Here is a 12500-nt window from a genome sequence, read left to right as displayed (position 1 = left end):
TGCAGCCCATGGCCTCTCCCTCTCGCCTCGTCCTGCGTCGCCCCGACGACTGGCATCTACATCTGAGGGATGGGGCCATGCTGGCGGCGGTGCTGCCGTCAACAGCGCGCCTTTTCGCCAGGGCCATCGTGATGCCCAACCTCAGGCCTCCGGTCACGACCGCGGCCGCTGCCGTCGCCTACCGCGACCGCATCCTGGCGGCCTTGCCGCCTGGTCTGTCGTTCACGCCGCTGATGACGGCCTATCTCACCGACTCCACCGATCCGCAGGATCTGAAGCAGGGGTTTGAGACCGGCGTGTTCACGGCGGTCAAGCTCTATCCCGCCAACGCCACCACCAACTCCGCAGCGGGGGTGACGGATCTGGAGGCGATCACGCCCGTTCTCGAGATGTTGCAGGCGATCGATCAGCCCCTGCTCATCCATGGCGAGGTCACCGATCCCGAGGTGGATGTGTTTGATCGGGAGGCAGTGTTCATCGAACGCCATCTGGTGCCGTTGCGCCAACGCTTTCCCGCCCTGCGCGTGGTGCTGGAGCACATCACCACCGAGCAGGCCGCCCACTATGTGAGTGCCTGCCATCGCGCCGGTGAGACCACCCTGGCGGCGACGATCACCCCCCACCACCTCCACCTCAACCGCAATGCGATGTTCGCCGGCGGCTTGCGCAGCGATGCCTACTGCCTGCCGGTGTTGAAGCGGGAGCGGCATCGCCGAGCGTTGGTGGCGGCAGCAACGGGAGGTGAACCCTGCTTTTTCCTCGGCACCGATTCCGCTCCCCACGCCCGCTCCGGCAAGGAAACCAGCTGTGGTTGCGCGGGCATCTTCAATGCGTCCCACGCCCTGGAGAGCTATGCCGCGATCTTTGATCGGGAAGGGGCCTTAGATCGACTGGAAGGCTTTGCCAGTGAGCATGGTCCGCGCTTTTACCGCCTGCCTCTCAACAGCGAAACGGTCACCCTGGTGCGCCAGCCCCAGAGCGTGCCCGAGCGGCTGCAGCTGGATGCGGCGATGACCCCACCACTCGAAGCTGCGGAAGCGCCACGGCTGTTCCATGCCGGTGAGGAGCTGGCCTGGAGTGTGGAGAACGCTGGGCAGAGCGGAACGTTCTGAATAGGGTGCGCGCAGGCATCTGCGATGGCATGAGCGATCCCTTCAGCCAGGCTCCCCAGCCCGAGCGCTACTGGCATCTCTGGACCGATGCGCATGGGGTCAGTCGCCAGGAGCAGTGCACGATCAGTGACTTTCAGCTCGGCCAACTCGGGCCCGGGGATTCGCCCCAGTTTTCCCGTGAGTTGTTCGACAACGGGCATGCCTTTGTCACCTACCTGCCCGTGGGCTGGACCGCCGACTGGCATGAAAACCACGTCCCGAAATGGATCTACGTGTTGCGTGGGGCCTGGTCGGTGGAGAGCATGGACGGCACCAAGGTGGTGATGCATGCCGGGGAGTATTCCTATGGCGGCGACCAGGGCTGCGTGGCCACTGCCGACGGCAAGCAGGGCCATCTCTCCGCCCAGGTGGGGGACGAGCCCTGCGTGCAGCTGATCATCCAGCGCCATGACCAGGCCTGGCGCAACCGTCCTCCCGGCTTCTTTCAGTGAGGACTGAGCGATGGAGGTGACCCGCAGCCAGTTCGTGGAGACACGGTTCGAAATCGTTGATCCCCGCTTTCAGCAGTTGGTGTTGTTCAACGCCCAGCTGGAGCGCCTGTTCGATGGCTGCCGTTGGCTGGAGGGTCCGGTGTGGTTCGGCGACCAGCAGCGGCTGCTGGTGTCCGACATCCCCAACGATCGGATCCTCGCCTGGGATGACGCGCTGGGCCTCACGGTGTATCGCCACCGTGCCGGCTTCCCCAACGGTCAGACCCGGGATCGGCAAGGGCGCTTGCTCACCTGCAGCCACGGTCATCGCGCCCTGTTGCGCACGGAGCACAACGGGCGCGTGGTGACCTTGGTGGATTCCCATGCTGGCCAACCCCTCAACACGCCCAACGATGTGGTGGTGAAGAGTGACGGCACGATCTGGTTCAGCGATCCCCTCTACGGTCTGGTGAACGACTACGAGGGCGGTCGTCGTGCCTCCTGGCAGGCTCCGTCGGTGTATCGCTTTGATCCCGCCGATGGCTCCCTGCAGGCGATGACCACGCTGGAGGAGGTGCAAGGCCCCAATGGTCTGGCGTTCTCGCCGGATGAGTCGCTGCTTTATATCGTCGACACCGGGGCCCCCGATGACCCTGCCCCCGATCGACAGATCCGGGTGTTCGATGTGCGCGATGGCGGCCGGACCCTGGCCAACGGCCGCAGCTTTCATCGCGTCGCCCCGGGCAATGCCGACGGCATTCGTGTGGATGAGCAGGGCCATCTTTGGAGCAGCGCCGGGGATGGCGTGCACTGCATCGCTGCCGATGGCAGCCTGCTCGGCAAGATTCTCACCCCGAAACTGGTGGGCAATCTCTGTTTCGGTGGTGAGTTCGGCAACCGTTTGTTCCTTTGCAGTTGGGATGCGGTGTATGCCATTCACCTCAACACCCGTGGCGTTCAACACCCCGCCATGCCCTGACCACCGCTATCACGGGGATTCACGCCTGATCGCGCCTCATGCCCCTTGAACGTCATCCGATTCGCACGGAGCAGGCCAACCGGCCGGTTGCCAGCTATAGCCAGGGGTATCGCATCGGCCAGTTTGTGTTTGTGTCCGGCCAGATGCCTGTGGATCCGGTCACGAACCAGACCGTGGCGGGCGGCACGGCCGAACACACGCGCCAATGTCTGAAGAATGTGTTCGGTGTGCTGGAAGCGGCCGGATGCACCTATCGCGATGTGGGGCAGGCGGTGGTGTACATGACCGACATCGATGAGATCGAGGCGATGGATGCGGTGTGGCAGGAGTTCTTCCCCGATGCCGACAACTATTGCTCCCGCGCCGTGATCGGCATCAGCAAGCTGGTGGTGGGAGCCCGAATCGAAATCTCTTGCATCGCTATCAAAGACTGAACCGCCATCCTTTGCCATGACCAGCAATCCCCAACTGGAGGCCTTCCTCCGCACCGTGAAAGCCGATCCCGCTCTTCTGGAGCGTTTTCACAGCGCCGCCTGCCTCAATGACATCGCCGCCCAGGGTGAGGCGATGGGTTTCCATTTCACGGGTGTCGACATCCTCGTGCATCAGGCTGAAGCCACCCTTCGCTTGCCGGCGGAAGCCCTCGAGGCCCTGGCCGCCGGCGTGGAGCTGGAGGGTCACCTCTGGAAAATGGCGATTCAGTGGAGCTGAGCTGATGCATCAGCGCCTCTGGATGGATCTCGCCGATGCGGACGCGGTGCTGGCGTCGGCCTTAGCCGCCGCCGAGCAGGCTGCGGCCCGGGTTTCGATTGCGGTGGTGGATGGTGCGGGCCAGTTGGTCTGTTTCCGCCGCTGCGATGGCGCCTCGCCTGCCAGCGTGGAAACGGCCATGGCCAAGGCGCGCACCGCCGCTCTGACGGGAGCTGACAGTGCTGCAGCCGAGCAGGCGATCGCCGGCGGGCGGCTGGCGCTGCTCTCCTTGCAGGGGGTGCTGCACCAGCCCTGTGCCCTGATGGCCGGTGGGCTGGTGCTGCGCTGCGATCAAGCGCTGGTGGGGGCGATCGGGGTGTCCGGCATGACGCCGGATGTGGATGCAGCAGTCGCCCGTGCCGGTGTGGAGGCGTTCGCGCTCAGAGTCCGGGGCTACTCATCATGATGCCGCCGTCGGCGAAGAGGCTGGTGGCGGTCATGTAGCTGGCACCGTTGCTGGCGAGGAAGGCCACCACGGACGCGATCTCCTCCGGCTGGGCCATGCGCCCCATCGGAATGGCGGCATTGAGCTTGGCGAGGAGCTCAGGATTGTTCATGGTGGAGTCGTTGATCGGCGTGGCAACGGCACCAGGGCCAACGTTGACGATTGTCACGCCCTTGCCAGCCAGCTCCACACCGGCGGTACGGGTGAGCATGCGCACCCCACCCTTGGCCACGCAGTAGGGGGTGTTGTTGGGCATCGGCCAGTCTTCATGCACCGAGGAGATGTTGATGATGCGCCCACCCGTGCCCTGCGCGATCATCTGCTTGGCGGCGTACTGGGTGGCAAAGAACACGCCCCGAAGGTTGACATTCATCACCTTGTCAAAGTCCTCCGGGCTGGTGTCGAGAATCGAGGTGCGCGTCTCGATGCCAGCGTTGTTCACCATCACATCAACGCGGCCGAAAGTTGACACGGCGGTGTCGATCAGGCGTTGCAGATCCTCCAGCTTGCTCACGTCGGCCTGCACACCGATCGCCTGGCCGCCGAGTTCACCGATCTCCTCGATCAGTTCCTCCGTGCGCTCGGGATGGGAGCGGTAGTCGATCACCACTTTGGCGCCCAGGCCGCCGACCGTTTCCACGATCGCTTTGCCGATGCCGGAATTGCCACCGGTCACGACGATCACCTTGTCCTGCAGGCACAGGGAGGTCATCGCCTGGGGGACCTGAGTCATGAAGGGAAAGGAAAGCTCCTTATGGATAGCCGGGTTTCGCCGATCCTGCTGTGTTCCTGTCACGTCCTGTGGATCGGCGTGGTTCCGGCTAAGACAGGCGTGCTGTCTGCCAGACGTGCGTTCTTCCTGCCATGGCCGTGTCTGTCGATCGACCCGAGCGCCGGATCGAGGGTCTGGCTGTGTCCACGCCCGATCCCCAACGCCTGACGCCCCTGATGGCGGCGCTTGAGGCCCGACCCCTTCCATGTGAGCAGTTGGCAGGGGAGTTGTTGCAACGCCGTTTCGGCCTTCGTGATAGCCATGCCGTGCTGCACCCTTACCAGCTGGGGCAGGAGCGGCTGGAGTTGATCACCTTCCCGGATCGGCCGCCCCGGCCGCCCCTGGAGCCGGGGCCGTCCAACGGCCTCTGGTTCCAGCATGTGGCGATCGTTGTGAGCAATCTGGAGCAGGCCGCGGCCCGTCTCAGGCCCCTGGTCACCCCGATCTCCCAGGCGCCCCAGTGGTTGCCGAATGGCGTGGGTGCCTGGAAATTCCGCAATGCCTGCGGCCATGCGATGGAGTTGCTCAGCTTCCCCGAGGGGCAGGGGGATCGCCGCTGGCATGGCCCGGAGAAGCCTTTGTTCATGGGGTTCGACCACACGGCAATCGCCGTGTCAGACAGTGATCGCAGCCTGGCCTTCTACGTGGGTGAGCTGCGCTTCCAGCTCCGCTATGCCACATACAACATGGGGCTGGAGCAGGATCGGCTCGATGCTCTGGAGCAGGCCCAGGTGGCGATTCACGGCATCGGTCCGGCCCAGGGTTGCGGTGTGGAATTCCTTCGCTACCTCCAGCCTGCGTCCCCGGGGCCGATGGCCACGGATCTACAGCCTGAGGATGCGCTCTATGCCCAGATCCTGGTGCGAGATCCTGGGCTGGCGCAGGGCTGTCTTCTGCACGACCCCGATGGGCATCGCCTCTGGCTGCAGCCTTAACGACGTCTCAGGCGATTGTCCTTAACGTCGGCGCACCCATCGGCTTCAAGGTATGGATCCCGTCGCTCTGTTGGTGCCCGCCGCTCCCTCGGGCCTGGCCGGAGCCAGTGTGTTGCTCCTGCGTGTGTTCACCGGCCTGGTGTTCATCCGGCATGGCTGGCCGAAGCTGCGTCATCTCAACACCTGGGCGACGGCGATGAAGACACCCGCCTGGCTCTGTTTTCTCTCCGCTTTTTCGATGTGGGCCGGGGGGATCGCCCTGATCCTTGGCGTGTTGACGCCTCTGGCGGCCGCTGCGATCGCGGTGTCGATGCTCTACGCCGTGGTGCTGGAAATCCGCAGTGGCTTTCCCTTCATTGCACCGGATCCGTTTCAGATTCCTGAAGGTGATTACGCCGGACCGATGGGGGTGGGTGAGCCCCCCAGCTGGGAGAAAGCGGCGATGTATGTGGTGATGTGCGCCGTGCTGATCGGTTCAGGTGGTGGTCCGATCAGCGTCGATCTGCTTGTGTTGGCGCCGCGTCTCCAGCTCTGGCTGGGTTGAGATCAAGCCAGCCGCTCCGCCAGGTGTTCGGCCACGCGGATGGCATTGGCAATCGCCGTCAGGGAGGGATTCACGGCGGCGATGCTGGGCATGAAGCTGGTATCGACGACGTAGAGGTTGTCGAGATCGTGCGCCTTGCAGTTGAGATCGAGAACCGACTGGGTCGGATCGGTCCCAAACCGGCAGGTGCCGGCCTGGTGGCCCACCGCAGCAATCTCCATCGCTGAGGCGAAGTAAATCTGGCGTTCCGCCAGATGGTTCTGCAGGTAAAGCTTGTCGAGGAGCTGTTCCAGCCGGTTGGTCAGCTCCTGTGACGCCCGGTTGTTGGTGGGGGTGTAACTGAGTCGGATGCGACCGTCTCGATTCACGGTGACCCGATTGTCGGCCAGCGGCAGATCTTCCGTCTGCAACCAGAAATCGAGCGAATGCTGGGCGATCCGATCCATCGTCCAGGTGGGTGCTAAAGCCGTGAGGCGGGGTTTGTAGCCCTTCATCATCGCCCCATTGGTTTTCCCGGTCATCTGCACATTGCCCATCGGATAGTCGAAGGCGTCATCACCGAAATACCAATCGTTCACGGCCACCGTTTTCTGGAACACCGTGGTGTTGGGTTCATGGGCCAGAGCCACTACGGCTTTGCAGTTGTGATACATGTAATGGCGGCCTACCTGGTCGGAGCTGTTGGCGAGGCCGCGGGGGTGGGCATCGTTGGCTGACATCAGCAGCAGGCGGGCGCTGTTGGCCGCACCGGCCGACACCACCACCACATGGCCCCGGAAGCGCCGTTCCACGCCCCGATGGTTCACCACCACATCGGTGACCTGTCGCCCTTTTTCATCGGTGTGCAGCTTCAGCACCTCCGCTTCAGTGAGCAGAAACACATTGTCGTGATCCAGGGCTGGGCGCACCCCCATCACCTCAGCGTCTCCCTTGGCGTGCACCAGACAGGGGAAGCCATCACAGCGATTGCAGCGCACGCAGGCGCTGAAGGCGGGATCGGCCTCATTGAGGGCCACGCCCGTGGGGGCATGGAAGGGATGGAGACCGGCGGAACGCAGATCGTCAACCAGCTTCTGCATGCGCGGTTCGTGGCTGATCGGCGCGTAGGGGTAGGGCGAGGAGGCCGGTGGTTCGGTGGGGTCTTCACCCCGTGCTCCGTGCACGTGATACCACTCCTCCGCCTGGCGGTAGTAGGGCTCGAACACGTCGTATTTCAGGGGCCATTCCGGTGATTCACCATCCACGTGCAGCACCGATTCGAAATCGCGCTCCCGCAGGCGGAAGTGGGCGGCGCCGTACATCTTGGAGGCGCCTCCCACGAAGTAATGGCTACCGGGTTGGAAGGCCTTGCCGTGCTTGTCCTCCCAGAGGTCGGTGCTCACGTAGCGGTTGTTCTGAAACACCTCCACCGGGTCCCAGTTCTGGGGTTCACGGGGCAGCCAGCCGCCCCGCTCCAGGATCAGGATCGAGTGGCCACGGTCGGCGAGGGCACGGGCCAGGCTGCCGCCACCGGCTCCGCTGCCGATGATCACCACATCGAACTGTTCGCTCTGCGGTTCGATCGGGTTGTTGCGATGCGCCGCACGGGTGGAACAGTCCATGGCAGTCACGGGCTTGGCGATGTGGTTCAACGCTAGGGAGCCCGCACCGTGCCGTCATGAAGGATGGCTGGGTGAATCAGAGTGTTGCCATCGATTCAGCTGGGTGATCATCTTGGCCACCACAGCGGTCCATCCCGTCTGGTGGCTGGCCCCCACGCCGCTGCCATTGCAGCCGTGGAAGTATTCGTTGAACAGGAACAGATCGCGCCAGAGCGGATCCTGCTGGAACAGGTTCACCTCGCCATTGAAGGCGCGCCTGCCGGAGGCATCGCGACGGAAGATGCCGACCAGGCGTTTCTGCAGCTCCAGAGAGATCTGCCACAGGTTCATCTGCTGGCCTGAACCGGTGGGGAATTCGATCAGGAAGTCATCCCCGAAGAAGAAGCCGTATTTCTGCAGCGCTTCGATCAGCAGGAAGTTGATCGGCATCCAGATCGGTCCGCGCCAGTTGGAGTTGCCGCCGAACATGGCCACCGGACTGTCGGCTGGGCTGTAGCTGATGGTGGCTACATCGCTGCCCTCCACGTAGGTGTAGGGAGACGTTGCGTACACCTTGGACAGGCTTCGAATGCCATAGGGCGAGAGGAATTCGTTTTCATCGAAGACCCGCGTCAGGATGCGACGCAGTCGGGATGGCGGCACAAGGGAGTAGAGCACGCGGTTGCGGTGCCAGCTGCCCAGATGGCTGATGTGTTCAAACGGTGCGCCCCGTTCCTTGGCCACTTCTGAGAGGGTGCGGCGCACATCGAGGTTGGGAATGGCTTTCACCTCGTCAGCGTCGAAGCTGGCGATGCCGAGCAAGGGGATGAGGCCTGAAAGAGAGCGGGTGCGCAGATAGTCGGTGGAACCATCGGGGCGCTTGAGAACGTCGTAATAGAACCCGTCCTGTTCATCCCAGTTCACGAAGCCCCGCACGCCCGGGCTGTTGAGCGCAAAGCAGAGGACGCTGAAGTCATCGATGAAACGATCGGTGAGTTCGGCATACTCCGGCCGGTCTTGATGCAGGGTGACGGCGATCTCGAGCATGTTGAGGCTGAGCATGCCCATCCAGGCGGTGCCGTCGGATTGCTCGATGCGACTGCCGTCCTTGAGGGGATAGCGCCGATCGAAGATGGCGATGTTGTCGAGGCCGAGAAAGCCACCCTCAAACAGGCTGTCGCCGTTGCGATCGGTGCGGTTGGCCCACCAGCCGTATTCGAGCATCAATTGGCGCAGGGCACTGCGCAGAAAGGCGAAGTCGAGCGGGTGACCGGAGCGTTTTTCAATCTGGGCTATGCGCAGCGCCGCCCAAGCGCCGATCGGCGGGTTGGCATCGGAGAGGGCCCACTCATAGGCCGGTGATTGGCCGTTGTTGGCGGTGTAGGAGGCCTGGCGCAGCATGCGGCATTGGCGTTTCGCCTCACCTGGATCGAGTTCAGCGAAAGCCACGGCATGGAACATCAGATCCCACTGGCAGAAATAGGGGTACTCCCAGCAATCGGGCATGGAGATCACATCGCGGGAGCGCAGCGTTTTCCAGTAGGCGTTCTCGGTGTGCCAGCGCGCTTCCGGTGGCGTCGGTCCGGTTCGGTCGCCCCGCAGCCAGCGCGACACATTCCAGTTGTAAAATTTGCGGCACCAGAACAGACCCGCGGCGGCGGCCGCATGGATGGCGCGGTCATCCGCAGCCATCGCGCCTGTGACGCTCGTCAGATGGTCGTCCCACTCGGCCCGGCGTTGTTGCAACAGGCTGGAGGCCTGATTGGGCTGGAGCCAATCGCTCTCGCTGGCATGGTTGCGGTCATGCCGGCAGAGCCGCAGGTCAACGCACCACACCTCACCTGCCGCCAGCTGGCGCTGCAGCAGCAGGGCGCAGCGACTGCCCTTTTGGGCCGGATTGACCGCCGTTGACTCCTGATGGATCAGATAGCGATGGAACGCATCCTTGACATAGGGCTGCGTCAGGGGCTGGCCGTAGAGGCTTTCGGTGTTGGTTTCGTTTTCGGTGAACAACCAGGTGCCCGGCGCATTGCAGCGCAGCTCCATTGCCGGCAGGCCCGGCAGACCAGAGGTTTTCACCCCGCCGTCTGTGCGTTCAATGCAGCTGCGGGCGGCATTGCCATCACCCCATCCCCAGGTGTTGCGGAACCAAAGGCTGGGTAGCAGGTGCAGGGTCGCCGCGTCTGGCCCCTGATTGGTGATCGTGTAGCGGATCAGCAGGTCCTCCGGAGTGGCTTTGGCGATTTCCACCTCCAGGTCGAAAAAGCGTCCGGCGTCAAAGACGCCGGTGTCCACCAGTTCGAATTCGGGCTGGTCCCTGCCGCGGCGGCGATTCTCCTCGCGCAGTTGCTCGTAGGGGAAGCGTGTTTGGGGGTAGCGATACAGCGCTTTGGCGTAACTGCCGGTGGGAGTGCCGGCGAGGTGATACATCGCCTCCTTGATGTCTTCGCCGTGATTGCCTTCCGGATTGCCGAGGCCGAACAGACGCTCCTTGAGGATTGGATCCTCGCCGTTCCAGAGCACGGGGGCCAGGCAGAGCAGGCCTTGCTCATCGCAGAGGCCGAGCAGTCCGTCCTCCCCCCAGCGGTAGGTGCGCAGATGGCTGTGTTCAAAGGGGAAGGAGGTCCAGGCGTTGCCGTCGGCCGAATAGTCCTCCCGCACCGTTCCCCATTGCCGGTCGCTCAGATAGGTCCCCCAGCGATCCCAGGGCTCCTCTCCCGCATCTCGCTGTCGACAGCGCAGCAGTTCAGCGGGCTCCATGGAGCATCGAATTCTCGTTGCCCACAACCTAGGGAGAGGACTCTGGATTGCCCAGGCCTTCCGCTGCAGATCAGGTGGGCGGCATGGGGGCGGGGGGACTTGAACCCCCACAGGATTTGCATCCCAAGCGATTTTAAGTCGCGTGCGTCTACCGATTCCGCCACGCCCCCGCAGGTGCCCATGCCGGCGCCCTGATCGGCATCCTAGATTTCAGCTCCAACGAAGGGCCGTACCGAGGTGGATGCAATCACCAGTCTGATCGACCTCCAATGGCTGGCCGTGCTTGTGGTTTATGGCGCCTTGGCTGGCGCTTATCTCATCGTGGTACCTCTGGGGCTGCTGTTCTGGATGCAGCGTCGCTGGACCCGCATGGGCAAGATCGAGCGTTTGGTCGTGTACGGGCTGGTGTTTCTGTTCTTCCCGGGGATGATTGTGTTTGCGCCCTTCCTGAATTTCCGTCTGCAGGGTCAGGGCGAGGTCTGAACGGTTGACACGATTCAAGGTTCTATTGCTGGGTGGCCTCGTTCTCGGCCTGGGCGCCCTTGGCTATGGCGCATTCAGCGCCTTGGGTTTTGAAGGGGCCTCGGCAGGCATTGCCGCTGAGGCGGTTCTGATCGTTGTGGTGGTCGTCTGGACTGGCTCCTATCTGCTGCGCGTGGTCACCGGTCGCATGACCTTCATGGAGCAGCGTCGGCGCTACCGCCAGGTCTACGACCAGGTCACCGACGCGGAGCTTCAAGCGCGTTTCGATGCCCTCAGTGAAGCTGAGCAGCAGGCCTTGTTGGCGCAGCTTGAGGCGGAATCCGCGGCAGGTTCTGAGGATGCCCGTTGAACCGTAGGCTCCCGCAGAGCTTCAGGCGTGGCGACCCGCCACCCACCCCACCATGACCCCATCCGCGATCGCATCCCGCTTCCAGGCGCTGAAGCACGAGGGGCGCATGGCCCTGATGCCGTTTCTGATGGCGGGGGATCCCGATCTTGAGGTCACCGCCGAGGTGCTGCTCAGTCTTCAGGCAAACGGTGCCGACATGGTGGAGCTCGGCATTCCTTACAGCGATCCCCTAGCGGATGGTCCCGTGATCCAGGCGTCGGCCCATCGGGCCCTTGCGGCCGGCACCACGCCCGATCGGGTGCTGGACATGTTGCAGAGCCTGAGGGGCCGGCTGACCCTTCCGGTGATCCTCTTCACCTACAGCAATCCGCTGCTCAATCGCGGAGCTGAACGCTTCTTTGCTGATGCCGCCGCCGCCGGTGCCGCTGGCTTGGTGATTCCAGATCTGCCCTTGGAGGAAGCGGAGCGACTCTCTCCTTTGGCGGCCCAGCACCAACTTGATCTGGTGTTGCTGGTGGCACCCACCACACCGGCTGAGCGCATGCGCCGCATCGCCGAAGCCAGTCGAGGCTTCACTTATCTGGTGAGCGTCACTGGTGTGACTGGTGAACGCAGCAATCTTGAACAGCGGGTGGCGTCGTTGGTGACGTCCCTGCGGGGATGTTGTCCGATTCCCGTGGCGGTGGGGTTTGGGATTTCCGGCCCTGAGCAGGTGAGGCAGGTGCGTGAATGGGGTGCCGACGGAGCGATTGTTGGCAGCGCGTTGGTGAAAAGAATGGCGGCGGTGGATCGAAGCGCCGCCGCCGCCGAAGTGGGTGCGTTCTGCCGGCAGCTGCGAACCGCTGCCGGTTGAGAATCACTCGTCGTCTTCGTCGCTGCCGCCGACGGGGACGAGGCGGATCTGTTTGCGGCCCAGTTTGATCTCGAACTCATCGCCCGGCTTTAAGTCGAGCAGCTGGGTGTAGGCCTTGCCGATCAAGAGATTGCCATTGCCTTGAACTGTGGCGATGTAAGAAAGCTTGCGGCCACCTTTGCCCACGCCGGCACCAGCACCGATGCCCAGGTTGACGCCCTTGGCTTCGAGCAGGGCCTCATAGAACGCCGTGAAGTTGAGACGCTCGCCACCATCCTTCTTGTCCGAGACGTAGCCACAGGCGCGGACAAGGTCGGACTTACTGACATCGCCGAGCTCTTTGACTTTGTTGAGAAGGTCGCTCCCGGTGAGCATGATCGTGTGTGAAGAGATCAACGGTCCAAACATAGCGATCACTCTTGAGGTTGCGCCAATCCTCCTGATTTATTCTGTGGATGCTGGATTGCA

At 63.3% G+C, this 12500-nt stretch carries 15 protein-coding genes and 1 tRNA gene; 11 read left to right on the top strand and 5 right to left on the bottom strand.

All coding sequences use genetic code 11. From position 1 onward, the window contains the following. Positions 1 to 8 precede the first annotated feature (8 nt). Genes pyrC through SynWH8101_RS09390 form a run of 6 tightly spaced genes read left to right on the top strand, consistent with a single transcriptional unit; the run spans position 9 to position 3717 of the window. A complete protein-coding gene (pyrC, locus tag SynWH8101_RS09415) occupies positions 9 to 1112 on the top strand; it encodes a dihydroorotase (protein ID WP_130129548.1) in 1104 nt (367 codons plus the stop codon). A 29-nt stretch (positions 1113 to 1141) separates the two neighbouring features. Beyond that, on the top strand, positions 1142 to 1603 hold the full coding sequence (locus tag SynWH8101_RS09410; RefSeq protein ID WP_130129547.1) for a cupin domain-containing protein: 462 nt from the start codon (positions 1142 to 1144) through the stop codon (positions 1601 to 1603). Positions 1604 to 1613: 10 nt separating this feature from the next. Next, complete coding sequence (locus SynWH8101_RS09405) at positions 1614 to 2561, top strand: SMP-30/gluconolactonase/LRE family protein (RefSeq protein WP_130129546.1); 948 nt, start codon at positions 1614 to 1616, stop codon at positions 2559 to 2561. A gap of 38 nt (positions 2562 to 2599) precedes the next feature. Beyond that, positions 2600 to 2995, top strand: a complete 396-nt coding sequence (locus SynWH8101_RS09400; protein WP_130129545.1) for a RidA family protein — start codon at positions 2600 to 2602, stop codon at positions 2993 to 2995. A gap of 16 nt (positions 2996 to 3011) precedes the next feature. Beyond that, positions 3012 to 3272 (top strand): Nif11-like leader peptide family RiPP precursor, encoded by a 261-nt coding sequence (locus SynWH8101_RS09395; protein ID WP_130129544.1) that lies wholly within the window; start codon positions 3012 to 3014, stop codon positions 3270 to 3272. Between the two features lie 4 nt (positions 3273 to 3276). Continuing rightward, positions 3277 to 3717, top strand: a complete 441-nt coding sequence (locus tag SynWH8101_RS09390) for a heme-binding protein (protein ID WP_130129543.1) — start codon at positions 3277 to 3279, stop codon at positions 3715 to 3717. Here the strand turns inward: SynWH8101_RS09390 and SynWH8101_RS09385 are convergent. After that, a complete protein-coding gene (locus tag SynWH8101_RS09385; RefSeq protein ID WP_130130459.1) occupies positions 3692 to 4468 on the bottom strand; it encodes an SDR family NAD(P)-dependent oxidoreductase in 777 nt (258 codons plus the stop codon). The genes SynWH8101_RS09390 and SynWH8101_RS09385 overlap by 26 nt on opposite strands. A gap of 152 nt (positions 4469 to 4620) precedes the next feature. Between SynWH8101_RS09385 and SynWH8101_RS09380 the strand changes: the two genes are divergently transcribed. Both SynWH8101_RS09380 and SynWH8101_RS09375 read left to right on the top strand, forming a co-directional pair. Next, complete coding sequence (locus tag SynWH8101_RS09380; protein ID WP_130129542.1) at positions 4621 to 5463, top strand: VOC family protein; 843 nt, start codon at positions 4621 to 4623, stop codon at positions 5461 to 5463. A gap of 52 nt (positions 5464 to 5515) precedes the next feature. Further along, on the top strand, positions 5516 to 6007 hold the full coding sequence (locus SynWH8101_RS09375; protein WP_130129541.1) for a DoxX family protein: 492 nt from the start codon (positions 5516 to 5518) through the stop codon (positions 6005 to 6007). Positions 6008 to 6009: 2 nt separating this feature from the next. On the opposite strand, the gene SynWH8101_RS09370 is transcribed toward SynWH8101_RS09375, so the two are convergent. The 3 genes from SynWH8101_RS09370 to SynWH8101_RS09360 form a co-directional block, all read right to left on the bottom strand. Continuing rightward, positions 6010 to 7608: a GMC oxidoreductase gene (locus tag SynWH8101_RS09370; RefSeq protein WP_130129540.1), complete on the bottom strand. Its 1599-nt coding sequence runs from the start codon at positions 7606 to 7608 to the stop codon at positions 6010 to 6012. A 54-nt stretch (positions 7609 to 7662) separates the two neighbouring features. Then, entirely contained in the window at positions 7663 to 10347 is a 2685-nt protein-coding gene (locus tag SynWH8101_RS09365) for a glucosidase (RefSeq protein WP_165380971.1), read from the bottom strand. An 84-nt stretch (positions 10348 to 10431) separates the two neighbouring features. Beyond that, positions 10432 to 10517 (bottom strand) — tRNA-Leu (locus tag SynWH8101_RS09360). 67 nt (positions 10518 to 10584) lie between these two features. Between SynWH8101_RS09360 and SynWH8101_RS09355 the strand changes: the two genes are divergently transcribed. From SynWH8101_RS09355 to trpA, 3 genes are read left to right on the top strand one after another with little or no spacing between them, the layout of a single operon-like run. Continuing rightward, positions 10585 to 10830 carry an NAD(P)H-quinone oxidoreductase subunit L gene (locus SynWH8101_RS09355; RefSeq protein WP_130129539.1) on the top strand — a complete coding sequence of 82 codons (246 nt, stop codon included), beginning with the start codon at positions 10585 to 10587 and terminating at the stop codon, positions 10828 to 10830. Positions 10831 to 10834: 4 nt separating this feature from the next. Beyond that, complete coding sequence (locus SynWH8101_RS09350) at positions 10835 to 11179, top strand: DUF3007 family protein (RefSeq protein WP_130129538.1); 345 nt, start codon at positions 10835 to 10837, stop codon at positions 11177 to 11179. Between the two features lie 52 nt (positions 11180 to 11231). Next, complete coding sequence (gene trpA, locus SynWH8101_RS09345) at positions 11232 to 12032, top strand: tryptophan synthase subunit alpha (RefSeq protein ID WP_130129537.1); 801 nt, start codon at positions 11232 to 11234, stop codon at positions 12030 to 12032. Between the two features lie 3 nt (positions 12033 to 12035). Here the strand turns inward: trpA and SynWH8101_RS09340 are convergent, their stop codons facing one another. Then, positions 12036 to 12407 (bottom strand): AbrB family transcriptional regulator, encoded by a 372-nt coding sequence (locus tag SynWH8101_RS09340; protein ID WP_130129536.1) that lies wholly within the window; start codon positions 12405 to 12407, stop codon positions 12036 to 12038. Between the last annotated feature and the right edge of the window lie 93 nt (positions 12408 to 12500).

The sequence above is a fragment of the Synechococcus sp. WH 8101 genome (genome assembly GCF_004209775.1).
In the GTDB taxonomy this organism is placed as follows: Bacteria; Cyanobacteriota; Cyanobacteriia; order PCC-6307; family Cyanobiaceae; genus Synechococcus_C.
Note: the sequence above shows the minus strand (reverse complement) of the source record. Positions and strands in the feature narration are given on the sequence as shown.

Excerpts from the sequence above, each read along its gene's own strand:
- trpA (WP_130129537.1), top strand. The coding sequence starts at position 11,232 with ATGACCCCATCCGCGATCGCATCCCGCTTCCAGGCGCTGAAGCACGAG.
- SynWH8101_RS09380 (WP_130129542.1), top strand. The coding sequence starts at position 4,621 with ATGGCCGTGTCTGTCGATCGACCCGAGCGCCGGATCGAGGGTCTGGCT.
- SynWH8101_RS09390 (WP_130129543.1), top strand. The coding sequence starts at position 3,277 with ATGCATCAGCGCCTCTGGATGGATCTCGCCGATGCGGACGCGGTGCTG.
- SynWH8101_RS09410 (WP_130129547.1), top strand. The coding sequence starts at position 1,142 with ATGAGCGATCCCTTCAGCCAGGCTCCCCAGCCCGAGCGCTACTGGCAT.
- SynWH8101_RS09340 (WP_130129536.1), bottom strand. The coding sequence starts at position 12,407 with ATGCTCACCGGGAGCGACCTTCTCAACAAAGTCAAAGAGCTCGGCGAT.
- SynWH8101_RS09395 (WP_130129544.1), top strand. The coding sequence starts at position 3,012 with ATGACCAGCAATCCCCAACTGGAGGCCTTCCTCCGCACCGTGAAAGCC.
- SynWH8101_RS09385 (WP_130130459.1), bottom strand. The coding sequence starts at position 4,468 with ATGACCTCCCTGTGCCTGCAGGACAAGGTGATCGTCGTGACCGGTGGC.
- SynWH8101_RS09400 (WP_130129545.1), top strand. The coding sequence starts at position 2,600 with ATGCCCCTTGAACGTCATCCGATTCGCACGGAGCAGGCCAACCGGCCG.
- SynWH8101_RS09370 (WP_130129540.1), bottom strand. The coding sequence starts at position 7,608 with ATGGACTGTTCCACCCGTGCGGCGCATCGCAACAACCCGATCGAACCG.
- SynWH8101_RS09375 (WP_130129541.1), top strand. The coding sequence starts at position 5,516 with ATGGATCCCGTCGCTCTGTTGGTGCCCGCCGCTCCCTCGGGCCTGGCC.
- SynWH8101_RS09365 (WP_165380971.1), bottom strand. The coding sequence starts at position 10,347 with ATGGAGCCCGCTGAACTGCTGCGCTGTCGACAGCGAGATGCGGGAGAG.
- SynWH8101_RS09405 (WP_130129546.1), top strand. The coding sequence starts at position 1,614 with ATGGAGGTGACCCGCAGCCAGTTCGTGGAGACACGGTTCGAAATCGTT.
- pyrC (WP_130129548.1), top strand. The coding sequence starts at position 9 with ATGGCCTCTCCCTCTCGCCTCGTCCTGCGTCGCCCCGACGACTGGCAT.